This is a genomic window from Sphingomonas sp. S-NIH.Pt15_0812 (assembly GCF_003951315.1).
Lineage (GTDB): Bacteria > Pseudomonadota > Alphaproteobacteria > Sphingomonadales > Sphingomonadaceae > Sphingomonas.
Genome location: NZ_QLJH01000010.1, coordinates 1 through 24,482, shown reverse-complemented (window position 1 = coordinate 24,482; position 24,482 = coordinate 1). Strand labels below are relative to the sequence as shown.

General features: G+C 69.7%; 29 protein-coding genes. 17 read left to right on the top strand and 12 right to left on the bottom strand.

Annotated elements, in window-relative coordinates:
• Positions 1–153: 153 nt before the first annotated feature.
• The 3 genes from hemA to BRX43_RS08540 all read right to left on the bottom strand — a co-directional run bounded on the left by hemA (position 154) and on the right by BRX43_RS08540 (position 3,127).
• Entirely contained in the window at positions 154–1,401 is a 1,248-nt protein-coding gene (hemA, locus tag BRX43_RS08550) for a 5-aminolevulinate synthase (protein ID WP_125994434.1), read from the bottom strand.
• Positions 1,402–1,501: 100 nt separating this feature from the next.
• On the bottom strand, positions 1,502–2,155 hold the full coding sequence (locus BRX43_RS08545; RefSeq protein WP_125994433.1) for a COQ9 family protein: 654 nt from the start codon (positions 2,153–2,155) through the stop codon (positions 1,502–1,504).
• Between the two features lie 24 nt (positions 2,156–2,179).
• A complete protein-coding gene (locus BRX43_RS08540) occupies positions 2,180–3,127 on the bottom strand; it encodes a DMT family transporter (RefSeq protein WP_125994432.1) in 948 nt (315 codons plus the stop codon).
• A gap of 81 nt (positions 3,128–3,208) precedes the next feature.
• Here BRX43_RS08540 and BRX43_RS08535 point away from each other — a divergent pair, with 81 nt between their 5' ends.
• Complete coding sequence (locus tag BRX43_RS08535) at positions 3,209–4,297, top strand: alkene reductase (RefSeq protein ID WP_125994431.1); 1,089 nt, start codon at positions 3,209–3,211, stop codon at positions 4,295–4,297.
• 27 nt (positions 4,298–4,324) lie between these two features.
• Here the strand turns inward: BRX43_RS08535 and BRX43_RS08530 are convergent, their stop codons facing one another.
• From BRX43_RS08530 to BRX43_RS08515, 4 genes are read right to left on the bottom strand one after another with little or no spacing between them, the layout of a single operon-like run.
• Entirely contained in the window at positions 4,325–4,885 is a 561-nt protein-coding gene (locus BRX43_RS08530; RefSeq protein ID WP_125994430.1) for a Uma2 family endonuclease, read from the bottom strand.
• Positions 4,886–4,893: 8 nt separating this feature from the next.
• The gene (locus tag BRX43_RS08525; RefSeq protein ID WP_241214858.1) at positions 4,894–5,328 is read right to left on the bottom strand and encodes a DUF3429 domain-containing protein; all 435 of its coding nucleotides are present in this window, start codon (positions 5,326–5,328) and stop codon (positions 4,894–4,896) included.
• Positions 5,329–5,351: 23 nt separating this feature from the next.
• Complete coding sequence (locus BRX43_RS08520; protein WP_125994428.1) at positions 5,352–6,068, bottom strand: anti-sigma factor; 717 nt, start codon at positions 6,066–6,068, stop codon at positions 5,352–5,354.
• A complete protein-coding gene (locus BRX43_RS08515) occupies positions 6,058–6,627 on the bottom strand; it encodes a sigma-70 family RNA polymerase sigma factor (protein ID WP_125994427.1) in 570 nt (189 codons plus the stop codon). Before BRX43_RS08515 ends, BRX43_RS08520 begins: the two co-directional genes overlap by 11 nt.
• 109 nt (positions 6,628–6,736) lie before the next feature.
• On the opposite strand from BRX43_RS08515, the gene rpiB reads away from it, so the two are divergent.
• Genes rpiB through nrdR form a run of 4 tightly spaced genes read left to right on the top strand, consistent with a single transcriptional unit; the run spans position 6,737 to position 9,188 of the window.
• Positions 6,737–7,204, top strand: a complete 468-nt coding sequence (rpiB, locus tag BRX43_RS08510; protein ID WP_125994426.1) for a ribose 5-phosphate isomerase B — start codon at positions 6,737–6,739, stop codon at positions 7,202–7,204.
• Positions 7,201–8,511, top strand: coding sequence for a serine hydroxymethyltransferase (glyA, locus tag BRX43_RS08505; protein ID WP_125994425.1), 1,311 nt, complete (start codon positions 7,201–7,203; stop codon positions 8,509–8,511). The genes rpiB and glyA overlap by 4 nt, the downstream gene beginning before the upstream one ends.
• 5 nt (positions 8,512–8,516) lie before the next feature.
• The gene (locus tag BRX43_RS08500) at positions 8,517–8,708 is read left to right on the top strand and encodes a hypothetical protein (protein WP_125994424.1); all 192 of its coding nucleotides are present in this window, start codon (positions 8,517–8,519) and stop codon (positions 8,706–8,708) included.
• Positions 8,709–9,188, top strand: coding sequence for a transcriptional regulator NrdR (gene nrdR, locus BRX43_RS08495; protein ID WP_125994423.1), 480 nt, complete (start codon positions 8,709–8,711; stop codon positions 9,186–9,188).
• Positions 9,189–9,632: 444 nt separating this feature from the next.
• On the opposite strand, the gene BRX43_RS08490 is transcribed toward nrdR, so the two are convergent.
• Positions 9,633–10,340, bottom strand: a complete 708-nt coding sequence (locus tag BRX43_RS08490; RefSeq protein ID WP_206433160.1) for a hypothetical protein — start codon at positions 10,338–10,340, stop codon at positions 9,633–9,635.
• 230 nt (positions 10,341–10,570) lie between these two features.
• On the opposite strand from BRX43_RS08490, the gene BRX43_RS08485 reads away from it, so the two are divergent.
• The 4 genes from BRX43_RS08485 to holA are packed head-to-tail and all read left to right on the top strand — an operon-like array spanning position 10,571 to position 15,060.
• Positions 10,571–11,008 (top strand): DUF3576 domain-containing protein, encoded by a 438-nt coding sequence (locus tag BRX43_RS08485; RefSeq protein WP_125994422.1) that lies wholly within the window; start codon positions 10,571–10,573, stop codon positions 11,006–11,008.
• An 11-nt stretch (positions 11,009–11,019) separates the two neighbouring features.
• Entirely contained in the window at positions 11,020–13,521 is a 2,502-nt protein-coding gene (gene leuS, locus BRX43_RS08480) for a leucine--tRNA ligase (protein ID WP_125994421.1), read from the top strand.
• Positions 13,518–14,036 (top strand): LPS assembly lipoprotein LptE, encoded by a 519-nt coding sequence (lptE, locus tag BRX43_RS08475; protein ID WP_125994420.1) that lies wholly within the window; start codon positions 13,518–13,520, stop codon positions 14,034–14,036. Before leuS ends, lptE begins: the two co-directional genes overlap by 4 nt.
• Before the next feature lie 4 nt (positions 14,037–14,040).
• Positions 14,041–15,060, top strand: coding sequence for a DNA polymerase III subunit delta (holA, locus tag BRX43_RS08470; protein ID WP_125994419.1), 1,020 nt, complete (start codon positions 14,041–14,043; stop codon positions 15,058–15,060).
• Between the two features lie 21 nt (positions 15,061–15,081).
• Here holA and BRX43_RS08465 read toward each other — a convergent pair whose 3' ends face one another.
• The 3 genes from BRX43_RS08465 to BRX43_RS08455 form a co-directional block, all read right to left on the bottom strand.
• The gene (locus BRX43_RS08465; RefSeq protein ID WP_241214857.1) at positions 15,082–15,840 is read right to left on the bottom strand and encodes a sulfite exporter TauE/SafE family protein; all 759 of its coding nucleotides are present in this window, start codon (positions 15,838–15,840) and stop codon (positions 15,082–15,084) included.
• A 16-nt stretch (positions 15,841–15,856) separates the two neighbouring features.
• Positions 15,857–17,083, bottom strand: coding sequence for a 23S rRNA (adenine(2503)-C(2))-methyltransferase RlmN (gene rlmN, locus BRX43_RS08460; RefSeq protein WP_125994418.1), 1,227 nt, complete (start codon positions 17,081–17,083; stop codon positions 15,857–15,859).
• Between the two features lie 79 nt (positions 17,084–17,162).
• Complete coding sequence (locus BRX43_RS08455; RefSeq protein WP_125994518.1) at positions 17,163–17,660, bottom strand: hypothetical protein; 498 nt, start codon at positions 17,658–17,660, stop codon at positions 17,163–17,165.
• Positions 17,661–17,822: 162 nt separating this feature from the next.
• On the opposite strand from BRX43_RS08455, the gene dnaN reads away from it, so the two are divergent.
• From dnaN to BRX43_RS08430, 5 genes are all read left to right on the top strand, one after another.
• A complete protein-coding gene (gene dnaN, locus BRX43_RS08450) occupies positions 17,823–18,938 on the top strand; it encodes a DNA polymerase III subunit beta (protein ID WP_125994417.1) in 1,116 nt (371 codons plus the stop codon).
• 61 nt (positions 18,939–18,999) lie between these two features.
• Positions 19,000–19,248, top strand: coding sequence for a type II toxin-antitoxin system prevent-host-death family antitoxin (locus BRX43_RS08445; RefSeq protein ID WP_125994416.1), 249 nt, complete (start codon positions 19,000–19,002; stop codon positions 19,246–19,248).
• Positions 19,249–19,674: a type II toxin-antitoxin system VapC family toxin gene (locus BRX43_RS08440; protein ID WP_125994415.1), complete on the top strand. Its 426-nt coding sequence runs from the start codon at positions 19,249–19,251 to the stop codon at positions 19,672–19,674.
• A 16-nt stretch (positions 19,675–19,690) separates the two neighbouring features.
• Complete coding sequence (gene recF / locus BRX43_RS08435) at positions 19,691–20,731, top strand: DNA replication/repair protein RecF (protein WP_125994414.1); 1,041 nt, start codon at positions 19,691–19,693, stop codon at positions 20,729–20,731.
• A gap of 42 nt (positions 20,732–20,773) precedes the next feature.
• Entirely contained in the window at positions 20,774–21,583 is an 810-nt protein-coding gene (locus BRX43_RS08430; protein ID WP_125994413.1) for an RNA methyltransferase, read from the top strand.
• Here BRX43_RS08430 and BRX43_RS08425 read toward each other — a convergent pair.
• The gene (locus BRX43_RS08425) at positions 21,518–21,826 is read right to left on the bottom strand and encodes a chorismate mutase (RefSeq protein WP_125994412.1); all 309 of its coding nucleotides are present in this window, start codon (positions 21,824–21,826) and stop codon (positions 21,518–21,520) included. The two genes, BRX43_RS08430 and BRX43_RS08425, sit on opposite strands and share 66 nt — an antisense overlap.
• A 114-nt stretch (positions 21,827–21,940) precedes the next feature.
• Between BRX43_RS08425 and BRX43_RS08420 the strand changes: the two genes are divergently transcribed.
• The 3 genes from BRX43_RS08420 to BRX43_RS08410 all read left to right on the top strand — a co-directional run.
• Complete coding sequence (locus BRX43_RS08420) at positions 21,941–22,186, top strand: hypothetical protein (protein WP_125994411.1); 246 nt, start codon at positions 21,941–21,943, stop codon at positions 22,184–22,186.
• Between the two features lie 194 nt (positions 22,187–22,380).
• Positions 22,381–22,995: a 30S ribosomal protein S4 gene (gene rpsD, locus BRX43_RS08415; RefSeq protein ID WP_125994410.1), complete on the top strand. Its 615-nt coding sequence runs from the start codon at positions 22,381–22,383 to the stop codon at positions 22,993–22,995.
• Between the two features lie 125 nt (positions 22,996–23,120).
• Positions 23,121–24,482 (top strand): M28 family peptidase (locus BRX43_RS08410; RefSeq protein ID WP_125994409.1); only part of this gene is annotated, 1,362 nt, incomplete at its 3' end.

Below are 24,482 nucleotides of genomic sequence, written 5' to 3'. Positions count from 1 at the left end.
TCGCCCAACTGGATCCCGGCCTCCGCCGGGATAGTCCGGTGGGATTCGCAAAGGCCGTGCTCCCACCGCAGTGATGCGGGTTTCAGACTATGCCGATTCGCTCGTCACGATCCCTTGGCGGGCCGGAATCCATCCACCCCGCCACATAAAGGCTCACGCCGCCATGCGCAGGTCCAGCCGGTCCCAGATCTCCACCAGCGCCCGGGTCAGGTCGCGCATCATCGCTTCGTCATGCGCGGGGCCGGGGGTGAAGCGCAGCCGCTCGGTGCCGCGCGGCACCGTGGGATAGTTGATCGGCTGCACGTACACGCCATATTCGGCGAGCAGGATGTCGCTGATCTTCTTGGCCTTGACCGGATCGCCGACCATCACCGGCACGATATGCGTGTCGCCCGGCATCACCGGCAGACCGGCATCGCGCAGCATCGCCTTGAGCGTCGCGGCGGCGGCCTGCTGTCCCGCGCGTTCGGCGGTGGAGCCTTTCAGGTGGCGCACGCTTGCCAGCACGCCCGCGACCAGCACCGGCGACAGCGAGGTGGTGAAGATGAAGCCCGGCGCATAGGAGCGGATCACGTCGATGATCGTCCGGTCGGCGGCGATATAGCCGCCCATCACGCCGAACGCCTTGCCCAACGTCCCCTCGATGATCGTCAGCCGGTGAGCCACCGCGTCGCGCTCGGAAATGCCGCCGCCGCGCGCGCCGTACATGCCGACCGCATGAACCTCGTCCAGGTAGGTCAGCGCGTTGTAGCGGTCCGCCAGGTCGCAGATGGCGGCGATCGGGGCGATGTCGCCCTCCATCGAATAGACGCTCTCGAACGCGATCAGCTTGGGCGCGGCGGGGTCCGCCTCCGCGAGCAATTCCTCCAGATGCGCCAGGTCGTTGTGGCGGAACACGCGCTTCTCGCAGCCGGCATTGCGGATGCCCGCGATCATCGAGGCGTGGTTCAGCTCGTCGGAGAAGATGATGCAGCCCGGCAGGATCTTGGCGATCGTCGCCAGCGTCGCCTCGTTGGAGACATAGCCGGACGTGAACAGCAGCGCCGCTTCCTTGCCGTGCAGGTCGGCCAGCTCCGCCTCCAGGTCGACATGGTAATGGGTGTTGCCGCCGATGTTGCGCGTGCCGCCGGAGCCGGCGCCGACATCGTGCAGCGCCTCCTCCATCGCCGCGATCACCTTGGGATGCTGGCCCATCGCCAGATAGTCGTTGGAGCACCAGACGGTGATCGGCTTCGGCCCGTTATGCCCGGCGAAGCAGCGCGCATTGGGAAAGGCGCCCTTGTTGCGCAGGATGTCGATGAAGACGCGGTAGCGCCCCTCGGCATGGAGCCGGTCGATCGCCTGATGGAAGACCCGGGCGTAGTCGACGCGCGCCTCTGAACCAATGCCGATATTGTCCATGACCAGGGATGTAATCCGCGCGACCCCAAGGGGAAAGAGGATAAAGCCGGTAACGGTGATCGGATCGGGTGGACAAATTGTCCCACCCGATCCGCCGCATTCAGACCGCCGGGTAGCGCAGCCGGCCGATGAAGCGCGACAGGCTGGGGCGATGCTCGGTACGCTTCAGCGCCGCCGCCTTGGCCTTTTCGAAACGCATCAGCCCGTCGATCCGGCGCTGGAGGAAAGCGCGGGTCTCCATCTGGTCCTCGCTGTCGTCGTCGAGCAGCACCGTCGTCGTGGCGGTGTAGATGGCGAGCAGCAGCGACCGCTTGGTGTAATGGTTGTAGTCGGTGGCGGTGTCGCCGGCGAGCCGCCACATCCGGTCCGCCGATCGCCAGCCGAGACGCGCCGCGGTGGCGACATTCTGCGGCATCGCCAGAATCGCGCGGGCGCGGCGCAGCGACTCGCGCTCGGGGGCGAGCAGGCGCAGCCGTTCCTCGATCAGCGCGCTGATCCGCTGGCGGATCTTCATCGTCGCCAGCGTCTCGGCGGACAGCGCGACGGCCATCGCCCGGTCGATCGAATCGAACCAGGCGTCGATCATCGCCACCGCGCCGCCGGCAAAGGCGAGCCGCGCGACGTCCGCGTCGATCCCGTGCGCCTCCGCGGCCATCAGCAGCGCCGGCTCGCTCCAGCCGTCGAACGCGGCATTGGACGCGATCGCCGGGGCCAGCGTCTGGCGGATTTCCTCGAGCGTCATGTCCTTGGTCATTGCCACTCCTTCAAGCCTGCCCCGTCACGCCTGCACATGCGCATCCGCGGCGACCGGCGCAACCGCCGGGCGACGCGCGACCATCACCAGCGCCGCCGCCACCAACGCCGCACCCATCAGGTCGGGTGCGCCCAGCCGCTCGCCATAGACGATCCAGCCGATCGCGCCCGCCACCATCGGCTGGATCAGCAGGGCGATGCCGATCACCAGCGGCGACAGCCGGCCCAGCGCATAGATCATGCAGCCCTGGCCCAGCACCTGGCTGGCCAGCGCCAGCCCGATCAGCGGCGTCCAATGCTGCGGCATCACCCGCTCGCCGAGCAGCAGCGCGAAGCCGAGCAGCGGCAGGATGCTGGCGAGCGTCGACAGCGCCAGCGACGACAGCGGCGCCATCACCCGGCGCGCATGGGTCATTAGGATGAAATAGACGGTGTAGAGGATGCCGGCGGACAGGCAGAGCAGATCGCCCGCCAGGTTGCGCGCGTCCAGGTCGTAGGACCGCCCCATCAGCAGCACGCCGCCCGCCAGCGCCAGCAGCAGCGCATAGGCCTGCCCCCGTGCCGGCCAGCGCCGCGCGACCAAGAAGCCGTAGAGCGGGAAGATCAGCACCGCGCAATTGCCGAACAGGGTCGCGTTCGCCAGCGTGGTGCGCAGGATGCCCATATGCCAGCTGCCCAGATCGGCGGCGAAGGCGATGCCGGCCAGCGCCAGCGTGATCCACAGCCCCGCCCCCAGCCGCTGCGGCCGCGCGCCGCTGGCCAGGGCCATGACGCAGATCAGCGGCGCGGCCAGCGTGATCCGCCAGAAGGCCGAGGCGACCGGCCCGGTATCGGCGACGCGCACGAACCAGGGACCGAAGGCGAGCGCGACATTCGCCACCGCCACGCACAGCAGGGCCAGCGGTTCCGTGGCCTGGGGCGGAATCGACCTTGACGCGGCTTCAGTTTTTCTTTGCGGGACGGCTTCGTGCATGGCGCCCTCTAGCTTCCTATCTCGTTTGCGTCAGGCCCGTCCGGGCCTTTGTCCGATTTATCGCCTGTTTCAGGAGCCGCTATGCCCAATCTGTTCGATCCCATCGATCTCGGTGCGATCCACGCCGCCAATCGCCTGCTGATGGCGCCGCTGACCCGCGGTCGCGCCGGCCGCGACGGCGTGCCGGTCGCCATGATGGCGGACTATTATGCGCAGCGCGCCAGCGCCGGCCTGATCATCTCCGAGGCGACCGGGATCAGCCGCACCGGTCTCGGCTGGCCCTATGCGCCGGGCCTGTGGTCGGACGCGCAGGTCGAGGCGTGGACGCCGGTGACCGCGGCGGTCCACCAGGCCGGCGGCCGCATCGTCGCGCAGCTCTGGCACACCGGTCGCCAGGGCCACAGCTCGGTCTATGGCGCGCAGCCCGTCTCCAGTTCCGCGACGCGGACCGAGGGGCAGGCGCACACCTTCGACGGCAAGCAGGATTTCGAGGTCGCCCGGCCGCTGACGCTGGAGGAGATCCCCGGCATCATCGAGGATTACGCCACCGCGACGCGCAACGCGCTCGCCGCCGGCTTCGACGGCGTGCAGATCCATGCCGCCAATGGCTATCTGATCGACCAGTTCCTGCGCGACAACGCCAATTTCCGCGACGATCGTTACGGGGGAAGCCCGGAGAACCGCATCCGCCTGCTCCGCGAAGTGACCGAGCGGGTCGCGGCGGTGGCGGGCGAGGGTCGCACCTCGGTCCGCCTGTCGCCCAATGGCGACAGCCAGGGGGTCGACGACAGCGACCCGGCCGCCGTCTTCCTGCCGGCGGTGAAGGCGCTGGACGCGATCGGCATCGGCTTCCTGGAACTGCGCGAACCCGGCCCCGACGGCACCTTCGGCCGTACCGACGTGCCGCCGCTCAGCCCGCAGATCCGCGAGGCCTTCTCGCGCCCGCTGGTGCTGAACAGCGACTATGACACCCGCGAGGCGGCGCAGGCCAAGCTGGACGAGGGCGTCGCCGACGCGATCAGCTTCGGCCGCACCTTCCTGGCCAATCCCGACCTGCCGGAACGCCTCCGTACCGGCGCGCCGCTCAACGAGAGCGATCCGAAGACCTGGTACAGCCGGGGGCCGGAGGGCTATATCGATTATCCGTCGCTGGAAACCGCCGAGGCCTGATCGCGGACCGGACGATCGTCATCCCGTTCAGGCGATGACGATCGTCCGCTCGCTGCCCGGCACCGGCACCGGCTCGCCGAAGGGAATGGTGACGACGCGGCGGTAATCGCCCCGCATCGGCTCGGCATGGACATGGGTCACCGCCATCGGCCCGTCGACCACCCAATAGACCGGCACGCCCGCCATGGCATAGGCGATGCGCTTCATCCCCAGATCGCGCAGCCGCGTCGTCTCCGCGATCTCGACGACGAGCCGCAATTCTTCCGGCCGGGCCAGCCGTCCCGCCGCGACCGGCCCGTTCAGCAGCGCCGCGTCGCAGGACAGGATCATGTCGTCGGCCAATTCCAATCCGACTTCGCCCATCACCCGTACTTCACTGGATGCGAAGATCGCCCACAGCTGACCCACGACCATCGCCTGTCGCCCCGCATGGGCGGTCTGCGGTGGATTCAGCCGTTCCAGTTCTCCCCCGACCAGTTCGACCGTCATTCCTTCGAACGCCCCGACCTCGGCCATGCGCAGGAACTCCGACGCGGTGAAGCGCGCCTTGAACGACTCCGGAGACGGGAGGGTCGCCGGCCTGTTCATGCGCTCCCCTATACCACGCCCATCGCGATGGTCAGCAGACCCAGGCCCAGCGACAGCGGCACGCGCAGGGCCATCCAGCCTTCGGGCGCATCGCCCGTCGCCGCCAGATGGCGGTCGACCGGTAGCGTCAGCAGGATGGCCGCGCCCAGCAGGACGAGCGGCCAGCGCAGGTCGAGCAGCATCAGCCCCACCCCCAGCAGCCCGAAGGCGACCAGCGACGGCACCACCGCCGCGACCAGCAGCGGCGCCTGCGCCGCCGCCGGCCGCCGCACCGCGAAGCCCCACCACATGCCACCCAGGAAGCTGAAGATCAGCCCCGCATAGGCGAAGGCCAGCATCCGCCAGCCGTCGTCCGGCCGGACCAGCGCCAGCCCCAGCAGCGCCAGCGGCGGCAGCAGGCCGGAGAAACCCAGCAGCCGGGCGGCGGGCGATACGGTGGACACGGTGGGGGACGACGCGGGGGACCTCATACCCTGGACAACGCGCCCGTCGCGACCACGGGTCCGGTCGGCAGGCCGGTCGGCGACCCGCCCGGCGGCTCGATCGAGATGGCGAGCGTCGCGCCGGCCACGATCCGCGCCCGGTCGGCGGGGGCGAGCACCAGTTCCAGCCCGTCCGGCCCCAACAGTCCCAGCGGATGCGGCGTGGCGTCGCCGCCGATCACCCAGAGCTGCGCGACCCGGCCGCTCGGCGGCGTCGGCTGGCTGGCGACGCGCAACCGCCCCGCCGCCCCGTCATAGGCGGCGGCGATCGGCGTCTTGCCCTCGCCCAGCATCGCGATCAGCGTCGGCCCGCTCGCCGGGGCGGGCGTTGCGCTGGCGATCGGGGCGGGCGGCGTCGGCGACGGGGCGACCGGCGCCGGCGCGGGCCGCAGCAGCAGGATGACGAGCAGGCACGCCGCCAGCGCGCTGGAGGCGATGGCGATCAGCGGCCAGGGCGCGGCGCGGCGGGTCCGACCATGGCCGGGCCCGCCCAGGCTGGCGTCGATCCGCTCGATCAGATCCTCGGGCGGCTCCACCTCGGGCCACAGGTCGAAGAGCTGCGCGAAATAGAGCCGCCACCGCTCCACAGCGGCGGCGAAATCGGGTTCGGCCAGGACCCGTCGCAGCGCCGCCGCGCGCGCCTCGCCATCGAGCACGCCCAGCGCCAGTTCGGCGGCCTGGAGGTCGGGTTCATCCGTCACGGTCCAGGCACTCCTTCAGCCGGGCGAGGCCGCGGCGGATCCAGCTCTTGGCGGTGCCGAGCGGCACGGCGGCGCGCTCGGCGATCTCGGCATAGGTCAGCCCGTCGAAAAAGGCGGTGTGGATCGCGGCGCGGGACCGGTCCTCCAGCTCCTCCAGGCAATCGACCAGCCGGTGCCGCTCGCCATCGGCGACCAGCCTCGCCTCCGCGTCCGGCGCGCTATCGGCGATGTCGGGCGCCTCGGCGATCGGGCGGGTCTGGCGGCCGCCCTGCGCCCGGCGCCAGTCGATCGCCCGGTTGCGCGCGACGGTGGCCAGCCAGGTGATCGGGCTGGCCCGTCCCGGCTCCCACGCGCCCGCCCGGCGCCAGATCGTCAGATAGACATCGTGCAACACATCCTCCGCCGCGCTCCGGTCGCCGCAGATACGCAGGCAGATGCCGAAAAGCTTCGCGGAGGTCAGTCGATAGACCTCGCGAAAGGCGGCGCGATCCTCGCTGCCGGTGGCGATCAGCATCGCGGCGAGATATGCGCGGGCGTCGGGGGAAGCGGTGCGGACCATCGAGACGCGACGATAGACGCATCCCTCCGCGCGGCAAGGTCTATGGTCATTCGGATGCGACCGGGCTATGGGCGCGCCCATCCCATCCCCTTGCCGCCAGGAAGCGCCCATGCGCATCGCCATCGCCGCCGATCATGCCGCCGTCGCCCTCAAATCGGGGCTGGCCGCCTGGCTGGCGGAGCAGGGGCATGAGGTGATCGACCTGGGCACGCATGGCGACGGCCGCGTCGACTATCCCGACTATGGCTATGCGCTGGCCGAGGCGATCGCCGACGGCCGAGCCGAGCGCGGCGTCGCGCTGTGCGGCTCGGGCATCGGCATCTCGATCGCCGCCAACCGCCATCCCGCCTGTCGCTGCGCCCTGGTGTCCGAGCCGCTGTCGGCGACGCTGGCCCGCCAGCACAACGACGCCAACGCCATCGCGATGGGCGCGCGCCTGATTGGCGAGGACATGGCCAAGGCCTGCATCACCGCCTTCCTGACCGCCGATTTCGAGGGCGGTCGCCACCAACACCGGGTCGAGAAGCTGGGCGCCGCCCTCTTCGCCGCCCCCTCTCAACAGGACCATGCCGCATGAGCAGCCAGCCCCTTGATACCGTGAGCGCGCAGCCCGAGGGCTTCTTCACCCGCGACCTGGCGGACGCCGACGCGGCGGTCTTCGCCGGCATCGCCCAGGAGCTGGAGCGCGAGCAGACCCAGATCGAGCTGATCGCCTCGGAGAACATCGTCTCGCGCGCCGTGCTGGAGGCGCAGGGCTCGGTCTTCACCAACAAATATGCCGAGGGCTATCCGGGCAAGCGCTACTACCAGGGCTGCGCCCCGTCCGACCTGGTCGAGCAGCTGGCGATCGACCGCGCCAAGCAGATCTTCGGCTGCGGCTTCGTCAACGTCCAGCCGCATTCGGGCGCGCAGGCGAACGGCGCGGTGATGCTGGCGCTGGTCAAGCCGGGCGACACGATCCTGGGCATGAGCCTGGACGCCGGCGGCCACCTGACCCATGGCGCGCGCGCCGCGATGTCGGGCAAGTGGTTCAATGCCGTGCAATATGGCGTCGACCCGGTCACGCACCTGATCGATTACGACCAGGTCGAGGCGCTGGCGGTCGAGCATAGCCCCAAGCTCATCATCGCCGGCGGCTCCGCCTATCCGCGCGTCATCGACTTCGCCCGCTTCCGCGCGATCGCGGACAAGGTCGGGGCCTATTTCATGGTCGACATGGCGCATTTCGCCGGCATCGTCGCCGCCGGCCTGCACCCGACCCCGTTCGGCCATGCGCATGTCGTCACCACCACCACGCACAAGACGCTGCGCGGTCCGCGCGGCGGCATGATCATGACCGATGACGAGGCGCTGGCGAAGAAGATCAACTCGGCGGTGTTCCCCGGCCTCCAGGGCGGCCCGTTGATGCACGTCATCGCCGCCAAGGCGGTGGCGTTCGGCGAGGCGCTGCGTCCCGACTATAAGGGCTATATCGCCGCCGTGGTCGAGAATGCCCGGGTGCTGGCCGCCACGCTCAAGGAGCGCGGCGCGGACGTGATCGCGGGCGGCACCGACACGCATCTGGCGCTGATCGACCTGCGGCCGCTCGGCATCACCGGCCGCGACGCGGACGAGGCGCTGGAGCGGGCGGGCATCACCTGCAACAAGAACGGCATCCCCAACGATCCGCTGCCCCCGGTCAAGACCAGCGGCATCCGCGTCGGCTCGCCCGCCGGCACCACCCGCGGCTTCGGCCCGGCCGAGTTCCGCGAGATCGGCCATATGGTCGCCGACGTGCTCGACGGCCTGGCCAAGAAGGGCGAGCATGGGGACCCGGAGGTCGAGGCGGACGTTCGGACGCGTGTGCGCGCGCTGTGCGCACGCTTCCCCATCTATCAAGGATGATCCGGATGAGCAGCTTCGAAGACAAGATCAATGCGGTTCCCGAAACGGTGAAGAACACGCCTGGCTTGGGCAAGTCGATGGCGAAGTGGGCGGCTATCGGTGCCGTGGTTGCCATTCCGCTGCCATTCACGGTACCTTTGGGCGCGGTGGCCGGCGCTACCTATGCGTATTGGAAACGTGACAAGAAGAAGGCCTGAATGCGCTGTCCCTTTTGCGGCCATGACGACAGCCAGGTCAAGGACAGCCGCCCCACCGAGGATGGGGCGGCGATCCGACGCCGGCGGCAGTGCGAGGGTTGCGCGGCGCGCTTCACCACCTTCGAGCGGATCCAGCTGCGCGAACTGACCGTGTTGAAGAGCGAGGATCGGCGCGAGCCGTTCGATCGCGAGAAGCTGATGCGCTCGGTCGCGATCGCCGCGCGCAAGCGGCCGATCGAGCCGGCGCGGATCGAGAAGCTGGTCACCGGCATCCAGCGCCGGCTGGAGACGCTGGGCGATACCGAGGTGACCTCCGCCCGGATCGGCGAGATGGTGATGGATGGGCTCAAGGGCCTGGATTCGGTCGCCTATATCCGCTTCGCCAGCGTCTATCGCGATTTCAGCGAGGCGAAGGACTTCGAGGCGTTCGCCGGCCAGGTCGAGGAAGCCGGACAGGTCAGCGACGCCACGCGGGGATGATGGCGGCGGGGTGACAAGGCCGCCTCACTTGTTGGACGCCTTATGTGGCGCAGACGGCCTGTCCTGCCGTCATGCCCGCCACGATCTACCATAGACGTCCGATTGGCTTACGTCGCCGGGGTTTTGCAGGATCGGCTCCCCGCCACCGCTCCACTTCGGAGAAAGCATGACCTTGGCGAGCCCATCACCGGGCCATCCCGGCGAAGGCCGGGATCCAGTTGGGCGAGCCTGGCCACTCTTTCGAGAGGCTCCGTTACTGGACCCCGGCCTCCGCCGGGGTGGAGCGTAATGGGAGGGGATCGTGGAGTTTTGCAACGACCCCGCCCTTGCCCAGACGGTGTAGCGCGCTCTGGAAAGAATCTCACTCGAAAGCGGCATAGGCCGCAGCCCACACCCCTAACCCTCGCAGAGTCGATCCAACGCCCGGACCAGCCGGAACCCCGATCAGAAGCGGAAGGCGGTGCCCACATAGACCGCCTGGCTGTCGCGATGGTCGTCGACGCGGGTCAGGCGCTCGCGGTCCGAGCGATAGCGCAGCCCGGCGGTGACATCGAGGTTATGCGTGAGCGAATAGGACCCGCCCAGATCGACCGAATAGCTGGGCAGCTCGGCGATCGCCCGCGGCGTTCCCTCGATCGGGCGATCGGCGGCGGCCTTGACCCGGCCGGACCAGCGATTGCCGGTATAGCTGACCGCGACGTCCGCACCCTCGCGCCCGCCCGGCAGGCCCTGCAGATCGACGCGCGTCACGTCGCCGGCCAGCGCGAACCGCTTCCAGCCCACCGCCGCGCCCAGATTATAGGCGATCGGCGCCAGGCCGACGACGGTCGAATTGCTGGCCAGATCGGTGCGACCACCTTCGGTGGCACGGATCGAGCGGGCCCGTACCGCCACCGTCACCGCGCGCGTATCGCGCCGCGTATCGGCGGGGGTGAAGTGGAAGCCATTGGGATCGAAGCCGCCGCGCGCCAGCAGGGCGGCGAGTCGCGGATCGCCCGATGCGGGGGTGAAGCCGCCGACGCTGCGCAGGGTCGACCGCTTGATCGGCTTGGCCGCGGTTCGTTCGGACGCGCCGAATGCGGGCGCAACGACGGCGCCGAGGGCGACCAACGCCCCCGCAGCGATCCCGACGATGAAGCGCCCCGCCCTCATGTCATTCCCTTATCGACCCGTGACGAACCATCGCCCGGCAACTCTATGTAGCATGGTTTGATCCGGCGTCGCCACCTTGTCAGACCAATTTCATACCGCCTGTTGCATCCATCCCACAGCCCCGCCCCCGCCGGACGACCGGTCAGACGGATTCGGGCGCGCCTTGCTAGGCATGGCGGCGGGCGGTACAGGCCGGAGGGCACGCCCTTCCTGCGCAGGATCCATCGTATATGTTCCGCCGTACCGCCCTTTTGATCGCGGCCACCGCCGCGCTGTCGCTCACCGCCTGCGGCGGCCGCAAGAGCGGGTTGCCGAGCGGCGACCTGGCGGCCAGCAAGGTCACGACGATCGGCGTCAATTCCTATCTGTGGCGCGCCGCGCTCGACACGCTGAGCTTCATGCCGCTGGTCCAGACCGATTCGAACGGCGGCGTCATCGTCACCGACTGGTATGTGAACCCGCAGGTGCCGACCGAGCGGATGAAGGTGACCGTCACCATCCTGGACCAGGACCTGCGCGCCGACGCGGTGCGCGTCGCGGCGCTGCGCCAGGTCAATCAGGGCGGCCAATGGGTCGCCGCGCCCGTCCAGGCCGCGACCACGCAGAAGCTGGAGGATTTGATCCTGACCCGCGCCCGCGACCTGCGCCGCACCTCGATCGCGGGTTGAAGGCGCACCCCATGACCAATACGCGCTTCAACGCGCTGAAGGCCGACGCTCACTGGCAGCGCGTCTGGGACGAGCGGCAGAGCTTCGCCGCCGATGCCGCCTCGACCAAGCCGCGCGCCTATGTGCTGGAGATGTTCCCCTATCCCTCGGGGAAGATCCATATGGGCCATGTCCGCAACTATACGATGGGCGACGTGCTGGCGCGCTATCGGCGGATGACCGGGCATGAGGTGCTCCACCCGATGGGCTGGGACGCGTTCGGCATGCCGGCCGAGAATGCCGCGATGGAAAAGGGCGTCCATCCGGGCAACTGGACCCGCGCCAACATCGCGACGATGAAGGCGCAGCTGAAGCGGCTGGGCTTCGCGCTCGACTGGAGCCGCGAACTCGCCACCTGCGAGCCGGACTATTACGGCCACGAACAGGCGCTGTTCCTCGACCTGTTCGCCGCCGGGCTGGTCTATCGCAAGGAGTCGACGGTCAATTGGGACCCGGTCGACATGACCGTGCTGGCCAATGAGCAGGTGATCGACGGGCGCGGCTGGCGCTCGGGCGCGCTGGTCGAGAAGCGCAAGCTGAACCAGTGGTTCCTGAAGATCACCGACTTCGCCGACGAGCTGCTGGAAGGGCTGGAGAGCCTGGACCAGTGGCCCGACAAGGTGAAGCTGATGCAGGAGAACTGGATCGGCCGCAGCCAGGGCCTGCAGTTCCGCTTCGCGCTGTCCGACGGCGGGTCGGTCGAGGTGTTCACCACCCGTCCCGACACGATCTTCGGCGCCAGCTTCGTCGCGGTGGCGGCGGACCATCCGATCGCGCAAGCGCTGGCGGCCGGCAATGAGGCGGTCGCCGCCTTCGTCGCCCGCTGCAAGCAGGGCGGCACCACCGCCGCCGAGCTGGAGACGCAAGAGAAGCTGGGCTTCGACACCGGCCTGACCGCGCAGCATCCGCTCAACCCGAACTGGCAACTGCCGGTCTACATCGCCAATTTCGTGCTGATGGACTATGGCACCGGCGCGGTGTTCGGCGTGCCCGCGCATGACCAGCGCGACATGGATTTCGCGCGCAAATACGCACTGCCGGTCCAGCGCGTCGTCGCCGATGGCGAGGCGACCGCCGCACTGTTCGAGGGCGACATCGCCTTCACCGGGGCGGGCACGATCGTCAACTCGCACTTCCTCGACGGCCTCGCCATCGAGGAGGCGAAGCGCCAGGTGATCGCGCGCGCCGAGGCCGAAGGCTGGGGCCAGGGTTCGACCGTCTATCGCCTGCGCGACTGGGGCGTCAGCCGCCAGCGTTACTGGGGCACGCCGATCCCGATCATCCATTGCGACGCCTGCGGCGCGGTGCCGGTGCCCAAGGACCAGCTGCCCGTGGTGCTGCCCGAGGACGTGTCCTTCGCCATTCCCGGCAATCCGCTCGACCGGCATCCGAGCTGGAAGGACGTCGCCTGCCCGAATTGCGGCGGCGCCGCGCGTCGGGAAACCGACACGCTCGACACCTTCGTCGATTCGTCCTGGTATTTCATCCGCTTCGCCAGCCAGCCCCGGGATCGCCCGTTCGATCCGGCGGAGGCGGCGCAGTGGCTGCCGGTCGGCCAGTATATCGGCGGCGTCGAGCATGCGATCCTGCACCTGCTCTATGCCCGTTTCTGGACGCGCGCGTTGAAGCATATCGGCCAGCTCGACATCGCCGAGCCGTTCGCCGGCCTGTTCACGCAGGGCATGGTCACGCACGAGACCTACAAGTCGTCGGACAATCGCTGGCTGGCGCCCGAGGATGTCCGCGATGGCATCGAGATCGCGACCGGCCAGCCGATCACCATCGGCCGCATCGAGAAGATGTCGAAGTCGAAGAAGAACACGATCGATCCCGAGCCGATCGTCGACCAGTATGGCGCCGACGCGGTCCGCTGGTTCATGCTCTCCGACTCGCCGCCCGAGCGCGACCTGGAGTGGAGCGAGAACGGCATCGAGGGCGCATGGCGCTTCGTCCAGCGGCTGTGGCGGCTGGTCGGCCAGGCCGAGGCGGCCGCCGAGGGCGAGGATGTGCCCTTGCGCAAGCTGGTCCACCGCACCACGGCCGGCGTCGCCGAGGCGATCGAGGGGTTGCAGTTCAACAAGGCGGTGGCGCTGCTCTACACGCTGGCCGGCGCGATCGAGAAGGCGGCCCCCTCCGCCGACCGGCGCGACGCGATTGCGACCATGGTGCGGCTGTCCGCGCCGATGGTCCCGCACCTGGCCGAGGAGGCCTGGGCGGCGAGCGGGCAGGACGGGCTGATCGCCGATGCGGCCTGGCCGGTGGTCGATCCGGCGATGCTGGTCGACGATGAGGTGACGATCGCGGTGCAGGTCAACGGCAAGCTGCGCGACACGCTGATCTTCGCCAAGGGCGCGGACCGCGCGGACGTCGAGGCGGCGGCGCTGGCGAGCGACAAGATCGTCCGCATCCTGGAGGGCAAGGCACCGCGCAAGGTGATCGTGGTGCCCGACCGGCTGGTGAACATCGTCGCATGACCCGCCATCTCGCCCTTTCCGCGCTGGCGCTGGCCGCGACCCCGCTGCTCGGCGGCTGCGGCCTGCATCCGCTCTATGCGGGCGGCGCGGCCGGACCGGTCGCGAAATCGCTCGCCGAGGTCGAGGTCGCGCCGATCGAGGGCAAGGCGGGCTGGCTGGTCGGCAACGCCTTGCGCGACCGGCTGGGCGCGACGGGCACGCCGCGCTATCGGCTGACGGTGCGGCTGGACGACCAGATCAGCGGCCTGGGCGTGCGCGGCGACGATTCGATCACGCGCGAGCGGCGGATATTGCGTGCGCGCTATCAGCTGACCGACCTGTCGGACAACCGGATGCTGCTCGACGCGACCGCCGGCTCGGATGCCGGGATCGACGTGGTCCAGTCCGAATATGCGACGATCGCGGCGGAGAACAGCGCGCTCGAACGCCTCGCCAAGATCGTCGCGGACGAGATCGTGACCAGCGTCGCGATCACCGCGCGCAACCGGGCCAAGACGCCCGGCACGGGGCAGTGACGCGGTGAAGGCCAATGCCGGCCAGATCCGGCAAGCGCTCCAGTCTCCCCGGCGCGACGTCCGCTTCCACCTGTTGCATGGACCGGACGAGGCGGGCGCGCAGGCGCTGGCGACCCTGCTCGGCAAGGCGCTGGGGCCGGAGGCGGAGCGGATCGACCTGGACGGCGCGGCGCTACGCGCCGATCCCGCGCGGCTCGCGGACGAAGCGGCGTCGATGTCGCTGTTCGGCACGCCCCGCTGGGTCCGGATCACCGGCCTGGGCGAGGAGAGCCTCGCCGCCGTCACCGCCCTGCTCGAACTCGAAAGCGGCACCAATCCGGTCGTGGCGATCGCGCCGGGGGTGAAGACCAGCGCCAAGATCGTGAAGCTGGCGCTCGACCATCCGCGCGCCATGGCCTTTGGCTGCTATCCCCCGACCGCGCAGGATGCCGAGAAGCTCGCCGCGCAACTGGCGCAGGACCAGGGGATGCGCGTCGCCCCCGGGGTCGCGGCGCGGCTGGTCGAGTCGGCGGGCGGCGACCGGTCGGTGCTGGCGCGTGAAGTCGAGAAGCTGGCGCTCTATCTGGATGCCGCGCCGGACCGGCCGCAGGAGCTGACGCTGGCGGCGCTGGACGCGGTCGGCGCGGATCTCGACGAGGGCGAGACCTTCGCGCTGGTCGACACGCTGATCGAGGGGCGGCCGGACCTGCTCGCCAACGAATTGGCGCGGCTGGCGGAGGCGGGCGGGTCGCCGATTCCCTGGCTGCGCCAGGTGGCGCGCCGGCTGGTGTCGCTTGCCGAGATGCGCGCGGAAATGGCCACGGGCGAGCCGGTCGAGGCGGTGATGAAGCGCCACCGCGTCTTCTTCAAGGAGGAGGCCGCCACCGCGCGCCATCTGCGCCGCTGGACGCCCGCGATGCTCGCCGACGCGCTTGCCCGCATCCGCCGGGCGGAGCGCGCGGTGATGGCGCCGGGCAATGCCGGTGGCGTGCTGGCCGACGATGCGGCGCTGTCGCTGGCGCGGGCCCTGGCGCGGCGGCGGTAACGAGCCGTCAGGCGTTCCGAATCACCCGTACGCCCGCACGAAGAAGACGATCGTCGTCGCCGCCGTCACCAGCAGCGTCCAGCCGCGAACCACCGAGGGCGGCAACGCCTTGCCCAGCGACGCGCCCAGCCAGCCGCCGAGCAGGCCGCCGACGAGCATCGGCAGGCACAGCTCCCACCGCACCAGCCCGGTGGCCATGAAGACCAGCGCCGCCGCGAAATTCGCCACCGCCAGCATCAGCGTGCGCGGCGCGAACATCGACCGCACCGACTCGCCCGCCAACAGGCCATAGGTGGCGGTGGTCATGATGCCGACGCCGCCGCCGAAATAGCCGCCATAGGTGCCCAGCACCGCCTGCACGATCATCAGCGTCGATGTGCCGATCGTCACCCGGTCGCGCAGCCAGTCACCGGCCCGGCGCCCGAAGGCGATGGCCAGGAAGGCGATCAGCAGCAGCCATGGCACGATCACGTCGAAGGCGCGGCCCGGCGTCGCGACCAGCAGCACGCTGCCCAGCAGCCCGCCCGCGAAGGTGATCGCCGCCAGCACCCGCACCGATACGCCGCCCACGGGGCGCAGCTCGTCGCGGAACGCCCAGGCGCTGGCCCAGGCCCCCGGCATCAGCGCCAGGTTCGACGTGGCGTTGGCGACATTGGCCGGCGTGCCGAGCCCGAGCAGCGCCGGCATGGTGGCGAAGGTGCCGCCCCCCGCCAGCGCGTTCATCCCGCCGCCGACCAGGCCGGCAACGGCCGCGAGCGCCACCGCGCCGGCATCGATCACCGCCGCCCGCCCCGGATCAGGCGGCGGCGGTTTCGGTCGGGGCCTGGGCGGCCGCGTCCGCCGCCGCCTCGCGGTCGCGCTCGGCGCGCGACTTCTTCTCGGCGGCGGTCTTCAACTGCCCGCAGGCGGCGTCGATGTCGCGACCACGCGGGGTGCGGACGGGCGCGGAGATGCCCGCCTCGAAGATGATATCGGAGAAGCGCCGCACCCGCTCCGGCGTCGACGTGTCATAGGGCGCGCCGGGCCAGGGGTTGAAGGGGATCAGATTGACCTTGGCCGGCAGGCGGTACTTGCGCAGCAGGCGGACCAGTTCGTGGGCCTCCTCGTCCGAGTCGTTCTTGTCCTTCAGCATCACATATTCGAAGGTGATGCGCCGCGCATTGTTCGCGCCCGGATAGTCGGCGCATGCCTGGAGCAGCTCCTCGATGCCGTATTTGCGGTTGAGCGGCACGATCTCGTCGCGCACCTCCTTGGTCACCGCATGGAGCGACACCGCCAGGTTGACGCCGATCTCCTCGCCGGCGCGCGCCATCATCGGCACCACGCCGCTGGTCGACAGGGTGATGCGTCGCTTGGACAGGGCCAGGCCGTCGCCGTCCATCACCAGCTTCAGCGCGTCGCGGACATGGTCGAAATTATAGAGCGGCTCGCCCATCCCCATCATCACGATGTTGGTGAGCATCCGCCCCTCCGGCTGGGACGGCCATTCGCCCAGCGCGTCGCGCGCCAGCATCACCTGACCGACGATCTCGCCAGCGGTCAGGTTGCGCACCAGCCGCATCGTGCCGGTGTGGCAGAAGGTGCAGTTGAGCGTGCAGCCGACCTGGCTCGACACGCACAGGGTGCCGCGATCCGCATCGGGGATGAACACCGCCTCGTAATCCTGCCCGTCGGGCGAGCGGAGCAGCCATTTGCGCGTGCCGTCGGTCGACACCTGCGCCTCGACCACCTCGGGCCGGCCGACCACGAATCGCTCGGTCAGCCAGGGATGCTGCGCCTTGGCGATATCGGTCATCTGCGCGAATTCGGTCGCGCCGCGATTGTAGAGCCAGTGGAAGATCTGCTTGGCGCGCAGCTTCGCCTGCTTGGGCTCCAGCCCCGCCGATTCGAGCGCGGCGCGAATCTGGTCGCGGGTCAGGCCGATCAGGTCGACCCGCCCGTCGCTGCGAGGTGCGGCCGCGCGGGGCACGGGCACGGGATCGACATGCCCCGGAATGGGCATCAGGTTCGCGGCTGTCTGCATCGCGCGCCTATAGCCGATCCGCGAGGCTTTTTCCACTGTCTCACGGAACCATCCGGACCGGTGGCTTCGTCGGGCCTTTCTATCGTCCCGCACAGGCCAGGATCGCCGCATCGATCGCGGTGGCCGCGCCGCGTAGGGCATAGCTGTCGGCGAAGGGGCGGCCGCGCACGCCGACCGTCTCGATGCTCATGCTGCGCGCGCCGCGCAGCGCCGCGACGATCGCCCGGTCGCTCGCCGCATCGGTGGCGAAGGCGTCGACGCCGTTGCCGACCAGCGCGAACCGCCGCTCGCCGACCGTCAGCGTGACGGGCGCGGAGCGGTCGCGCTCGCGGCTGAGCCGGACGTGGAGCGAGGCGCGCAGGCCCCGCCCCGCGCTCGCCTCGGTCCAGCGCGCGACGCTGGCGAAGGGGCGCCAGCGCGACGCGCCGCCCGCCGAGGCGGGGCCGGCAATGGCATAGCAGCGGTCGCGGTCGCGGAACGCGCCCCAGCTGCGCCACACGCCGATCGTCTCGCGCGCCGCCACCGGCCCGGCCGCGATCAGCCACAGGGCGGCCAGCAATCCCATGTGTCGCGCCATCCTCATGCGCGGGCATGTCGATCCTCGGGCGGAGCGATGCAACGGCAAACCGCGTTGAACCGCCAGATTTGGCTGGCTGACGAAGGGAGGAATGCTTGCTCCTCCCGGTCAATCGGCTAGGACTGCAATCCAAATCGGCCGAAGTCGGGCCTGGGGGATGATATGAAGGCGACGATCGAACGCGCGACGCTCCTGAAGGGGCTGAGCCATGTGCAATCGGTGGTGGAGCGCCGCAACACCATCCCCATCCTGTCCAACGTCCTGCTCGAGGCGACCACCGACGGCCATCTGAAGATGATGGCGACCGACCTCGACCTGCAGATCAACGAGCAGGTGTCCGCCGCGGTCGACCAGCCCGGATCGACCACCGTGTCCGCGCACACGCTGTTCGACATCGCGCGCAAGCTGCCCGAGGGGGCGCAGGTGTCGCTGTCCGCCGCCGAGGGGCGCATGACCATCGTCGCCGGCCGCGCCCGCTTCTCGCTCGGCACGCTGCCGCGCGACGATTTCCCGGTGATCGCCGAGGGTGAGCTGCCGACCCAGTTCGAGCTGCCGGCCGAGACGCTGAAGCAGATCATCGACAAGACCCGCTTCGCCATCTCCACCGAGGAGACGCGCTATTACCTGAACGGCATCTTCCTGCACGTCGCCACCGACGGGCCGGAGCCGGTGCTGAAGGCGGCGGCGACCGACGGCCACCGGCTGGCGCGCGTCACCATGCCGCGTCCCGAGGGCGCCGAGCAGATGCCGGACGTGATCGTGCCGCGCAAATGCGTCGCCGAGCTGCGCAAGCTGCTCGACGAGGTGGACGGGTCGGTCGGCGTGTCGCTGTCGGGCACCAAGATCCGCTTCGACCTGGGCCGGGCGATCCTGACCTCCAAGCTGATCGACGGCACCTTCCCCGATTATTCGCGCGTCATCCCGACCGGCAACGACAAGATCCTGAAGCTCGACCCCAAGAGCTTCATGGAGGGCGTCGACCGCGTCTCCACCATCGCGACCGAGAAGACCCGCGCGGTGAAGATGGCGCTGGACCGCGACAAGATCACCCTGTCGGTCAGCAGCCCGGAAAACGGCACGGCGGCCGAGGAAGTGCCCGGCGAATATACGTCGACGCCGTTCGAGATCGGCTTCAACAGCCGCTATCTGCTCGACATCCTGGGCCAGATCGACAGCGACCTGGTCGAGGTCCACCTGGCCGATGCCAGCGCGCCGACGCTGATCCGCGAGAACGACAAGGCGCCCGCGCTGTACGTGCTGATGCCGATGCGGGTATAAACCCGCATCCCATCCGGTCGCTCGACGGCGGGTGATCGGGCGATAGTGGAAGGGTGTGGCGATGGACGCCTATCATTTGTCCGACCGAGACGAACGACTGTCCGATCTGGTCGAACGTGCCGTCGAGGGCGAGCGGGTCGCTATCATGCGGGATGGACGCGTGGTGGCGAAGCTCGTGCCCGCCGCCGCGAGCAAACGAAGGGCCATCGTCGACCTGGCGACATTGCAGGCATTGACCGCAAGCCTGCCTCCTAGCACCGATCGTTGCGGTGATGCGGTTCGGACGCTCCGCGACTCGGATCGTTATTGAATGATCTATTGCGACACGTCGGTGTTCGTGGCGGCGCTGACCGGCGAGATCGGCAGCGAACCGGTCCAGGCATGGCTTGCGCAGCAGATCACAGACTCGCTGGCGATCAGTGAATGGGTCGGTACGGAATTCACCAGTGCCATCGCGATGAAGCGTCGGCGCGGCGACTTCGATCAGGATGGGGCGGAGCGGGTGCTGGCGGTCTGGGATCGGCTTGCCGCCGGGTGTCGCGTGCTACCGATTCGTCCCCGCCATTTTCGCCTGGCGTCCGTGCTGATCGGCGCACCCCAATCCACCTTGCGATCGGGCGATGCGTTGCACCTGGCGATCGTGCGCGACCGCGACCTGGGCGTCGCGACCTTGGACCGTGTCATGGCCGACCGCGCCACCATTCTCGGTGTGCCGGTGCATCGCTTCCATATCTGATTGCCGACCCCGCCCCTTGCTCGACCGCCTCACCCTCAGCGATTTCCGCAACCATGACGCGCTGAGCCTGTCGCCCGGCCCCGGCTTCGTGGTGCTGACCGGCGCGAACGGGGCGGGGAAGACCAATGTGCTGGAGGCGGTGTCGCTGCTCACGCCCGGCCGCGGGCTGCGCCGCGCGCCGCTGGCGGCGATGGCGCGGCAGGGGGGACCGGGCGGCTGGGGCGTGGCGGCGAGCGTCGCGGGCGTTGAGCTGGCCACCGGCACCCAGGCCCCCGCGCCGGATCGCCGCATCGTCCGCATCCAGGGCGCGCCCGCCACCGCGACCGGGCTGACCGAGTGGATCACGCCGCTCTGGCTCACCCCCGCCACCGACCGGCTGTTCGTCGAGCCGGCGGGCGAGCGGCGGCGCTTCCTCGACCGGCTGGTGCTCGCCCTGTCGCCGGCCCATGCCGGCCATGCCAGCCGCTACGAGGCGGCGATGCGCGAGCGCAACCGGCTGCTGGCGGGCGAGCATCCCGCCGATTCCGAATGGCTGACCGCGCTGGAGGCGCGCATGGCCGAGCATGGCGCGGCGCTCGACGCGGCGCGGCTGGAGACGGTCGCGCTGCTCGCCGAACGGCTCGACGCGGCGGCGGCAGGGGCCTTTCCCCATGCCCGGCTGCACCTGCTGGGCGAGCCGATGCAGGTCGAGTCCTTCGCCCGCGCGCTGGCGCTGGGGCGCCGCCGCGACGCCGCCGCCGGCCGCACGCTCATCGGCCCGCATCGCGCCGACCTGTCGGTCATCCATCGCGAGAAGGCGCAAGGCGCGGCGCTCGCCTCGACCGGCGAGCAGAAGGCGCTGCTGATCGGCATCGTCCTGGCCCATGCCGAGCTGGTCGCGGACCGGACCGGCCGCGCGCCGGTGCTGCTGCTCGACGAAGTCGCCGCGCATCTCGACCCCGGCCGGCGCGCGGCGCTGTTCGCGCGGCTGGACGGGCGCGGGCAGACCTGGATGACCGGCACGGAGGCGGCGCTGTTCGCCGACCTTTCCACGGAAGCGACGCGCATCGAATTGTAGCGCCCGCTCGACTTTGGGCGTCAGACGCGGAAAAGGGACCACATGTCTTCTTCGCCCGCCCCCAAGCCCGTGATCGTCCTGGTCCGCCCGCAATTGGGCGAGAATATCGGCAAGGCCGCCCGCGCCATGCTCAATTTCGGCCTGACCGAGCTGCGGCTGGTGGCGCCGCGCGACGGCTGGCCCAATCCCCAGGCCGGCCCCGCAGCCTCCGGCGCGGACCTGGTGCTGGAGGGGGCGACCCTGTTCGATTCGGTCGCCGAGGCGGTGGCGGACTGCGCCCATGTCTATGCCACCACGGTGCGCAAGCGGGGCGTGACCAAGCCCGTCGTCACGCCCGAGGAGGCCGCCACCGCGATCCAGGCCGCGCCGGGGCGCAGCGCCTTCCTGTTCGGGCCCGAGCGATCGGGACTGGAGACCGACGATGTCGCGCTGGCCCGCACCATCGTCACCGTGCCGATCAACCCGGAGTTCGGCAGCCTCAACCTGGCGCAGGCGGTGATCCTGGTCGCCTATGAATGGTCCAAGCACCAGTCGCTGGCGCAGCCGCCCGAAACCGACCTGCCGCCCCCGGCCCCGCAGGGCGAGCTGGAAGGGATGATCGGCCAGCTCGATTCGATGCTGGAGGCGGCGCATTTCTACTTCCCGCCCGAGCGCAAGGAGACGACCCGCCGCACGCTGCGCACGTTGTTGACCAAGCCGGGCTGGTCGAGCCAGGAGGTCCGCACGCTGCGCGGCGTGCTGTCGGCGCTGGAGGGCGCGAAGCTGCGGCGGGGCCGCGCGGAGGAGTCAGCGGGTGCGATCGAACCGGTCGAGCTCATAGGCGATCGAGGCCTCGACCAGCCGCTCCCATAGGTCGGCGATCACCGCCGCCGGCAGGCCGAGCCGCTCCGCCTCGGCCCGGGCATGGGCGATGACCTCGGCCTTGCGCGCCTCGTCGCGCACCGCGCCGCGCGCCGGTTTGATCCGCGCGGCCGCGTCCATATAGGCGAAGCGCCGGGCGAGCAGCGCGACCAGTTCGCGGTCGAGCGCGTCGACGCCGGCGCGGACCTCGGTCATGGTGGTGCAATCGGGGCCGGGCAGGATCGTGTCGGACATGGGGTCGCTCTAGCGGTGCCGGTCGGCCCCGCCAATGCGGCATCACGATCAGGCTTTGCATTCGCCTGGGATTTCAGGTCATATCCCCTGTCTCTTATTCAGGGAAAACCGCCCATGTTCATGCTCTTGCTGTCTGCCGCCCTTGCCGCCCAGACGACCGCGCCGGAAACGCCCGCCGCCGCGCCCACGCCGGTCGCGACCGAGAAGCCGGTCTGCCGCAAGGAGGTGCCGCTCGGCTCGATCATGGCCAAGCGCACCTGCCACAGCAAGGCGGAGTGGGCCGCGATCGACAGCGCCAATGCGGGCGCGGCGGAAAACGCTCGGCGCATCAATGGCGGGCGGACCGGCGCGCCGCGCTGATCCCGTCCGCCCCGGCGCCAGCTTGACCCGTCAGCTTGACTCCGGGGCCGCCTGCGGCTAGGCGCGCCCCTTCGCAATCGGCCCCGCATCCCGGTGAAGCGGCGGCCCTGCTCTCCTGCGCATGAGAATCCTCATTCGTCCGAGTCGCGGAGCGATACCGGGACCAACGTTGTTGTCAGTTGCAAGGAATTACGATGTCGAAGCGCCATAGCGCCAAGCACAAGCTCGATCGCCGTCTCGGCGAGAACATCTGGGGCCGCCCCAAGTCGCCGGTCAACAAGCGCGAATACGGCCCCGGCCAGCACGGCCAGCGCCGCAAGGGCAAGGTCTCCGACTATGGCATCCAGCTGCGCGCCAAGCAGAAGCTGAAGGGCTATTACGGCGACGTCACCGAGAAGCAGTTCAAGCAATGCTACCAGGAGGCCGCCCGCATGAAGGGCGACACCTCGCAGAACCTGATCGGTCTGCTGGAGCAGCGCCTGGACATGATCGTCTATCGCGCCAAGTTCGCCCCGACGATCTTCGCCGCCCGCCAGCTGGTCAGCCACGGCCACATCCGCGTCAACGGCGTGAAGTGCAACATCGCGTCGCGTCGCTGCTTCGTCGGCGACGAGATCACGCTGGGCACCAAGGCCAAGGAAATGGCGCTGGTGCTCGAGGCGCAGAACCTCGCCGAGCGTGAAGTGCCCGATTACGTCGCGCCGGACGGCAACGCCAAGATCACCTTCGTTCGCGTCCCGACGCTGGACGAGGTGCCCTATCCGGTGAAGATGGAGCCGAACCTGGTCGTCGAGTTCTACTCGCGCTAACCGACGGTTCGACCACGAGCACGAAAACGGGCGGTCCCCCTGGCGGGGGCCGCCTTTTTTCGTGCCTTTTCATTTGCTCGGCGCGGCGACCCCGGCCACACCATGGGGCGCATCCAGGAGACACCATGCGCCTCACCATCCTCGCCCTGCTCGCCACCGTCGCCGCGCCCGCCCTTGCGCAGACCGCGCCCACGCCCGCCATCTCGCCGGAGACGCTGAAGACCGTCACCCAGACGCTGTCGTCCGACGCCTATGAGGGCCGCGCGCCGACCACGGCGGGCGAGGAGAAGACGGTCGCGTACATCATCGAGCGGTTCAAGGCGGCGGGGCTGAAGCCCGGCAATCACGGCGCATGGACGCAGGCCGTGCCGATGGTCGAGATCACCGCCACCGACATGTCGCCGATGACCTTCACGGTGCCGGGCAAGCCGGCGCAGCGCCTGGCCTATCGCACCGACATGGTCGCGGGCACCTATCGCGTCACGCCGTCGGTCGCGGTCGAGGACAGCCCGGTCGTCTTCGTCGGCTATGGCATCACCGCGCCCGAAAAGGGCTGGGACGATTATGCCGGCGTCGACGTGAAGGGGAAGACCGTCGTCATCCTGATCAACGACGCCGACTGGCAGACCATGGGCCGCGAGGGGCCGTTCGAGGGCCGGGCGATGACCTGGTACGGCCGCTGGCCCTATAAGTTCGAGAATGCGGCCAAGCATGGCGCCGCCGCCGCGATCATCGTCCACCAGACCGAACCGGCCGCCTATCCCTGGGCGGTGGTGCAATCCTCCTGGACCGGGCCGCAGCTCGAACTGGACGAGAAGGGCGATCATCTCGACCAGAGCCAGGTGATCGGCTGGATGCAGCTGCCCCAGGCGCAGGCGCTGTTCGCCGCATCGGGCCGGGATTTCACCGCCCTGGCCGAGGCGGCGACGCACAAGGGCTTCAAGGCGGTGCCGCTGGACGCGCGCATGTCGCTCAGCTTCCGCAACACGATCCGGCGGCAGGCGTCCAAGAACGTCATCGGCGTGCTGCCGGGCACCGCGCAGCCCGATGACTATGTCCTCTATTCGGCGCATTGGGATCATCTGGGCCGGTGCGACGCGGTCGATGGCGACGATATCTGCAACGGCGCGGTCGACAATGCCTCGGGCGTCGCCGGGCTGGTCGCATTGGCGGAGGCGCAGGCCAAGGCGGGGCCGGCGAAACGCTCGATCGGCTTCCTGGCGGTGACGGCGGAGGAATCGGGGCTGCTCGGTTCGCGCTATTATGCGGAACATCCCATCTATCCGCTCAGCCGCACGGTCGGCGGGGTCAATATGGACGTGCTCAACGTCAACGGCCTGGCGCGCGACTTCGTGATCGCGGGCGCGGGCAAGTCGGAGCTGGAGGATCTGGTCAAGCCGATCGTCGCCGGCGAAGGGCGCGTGATCGGGACCGAGAGCAATCCGGAACGCGGCGGCTATTACCGGTCCGACCATTTCTCCTTCGCC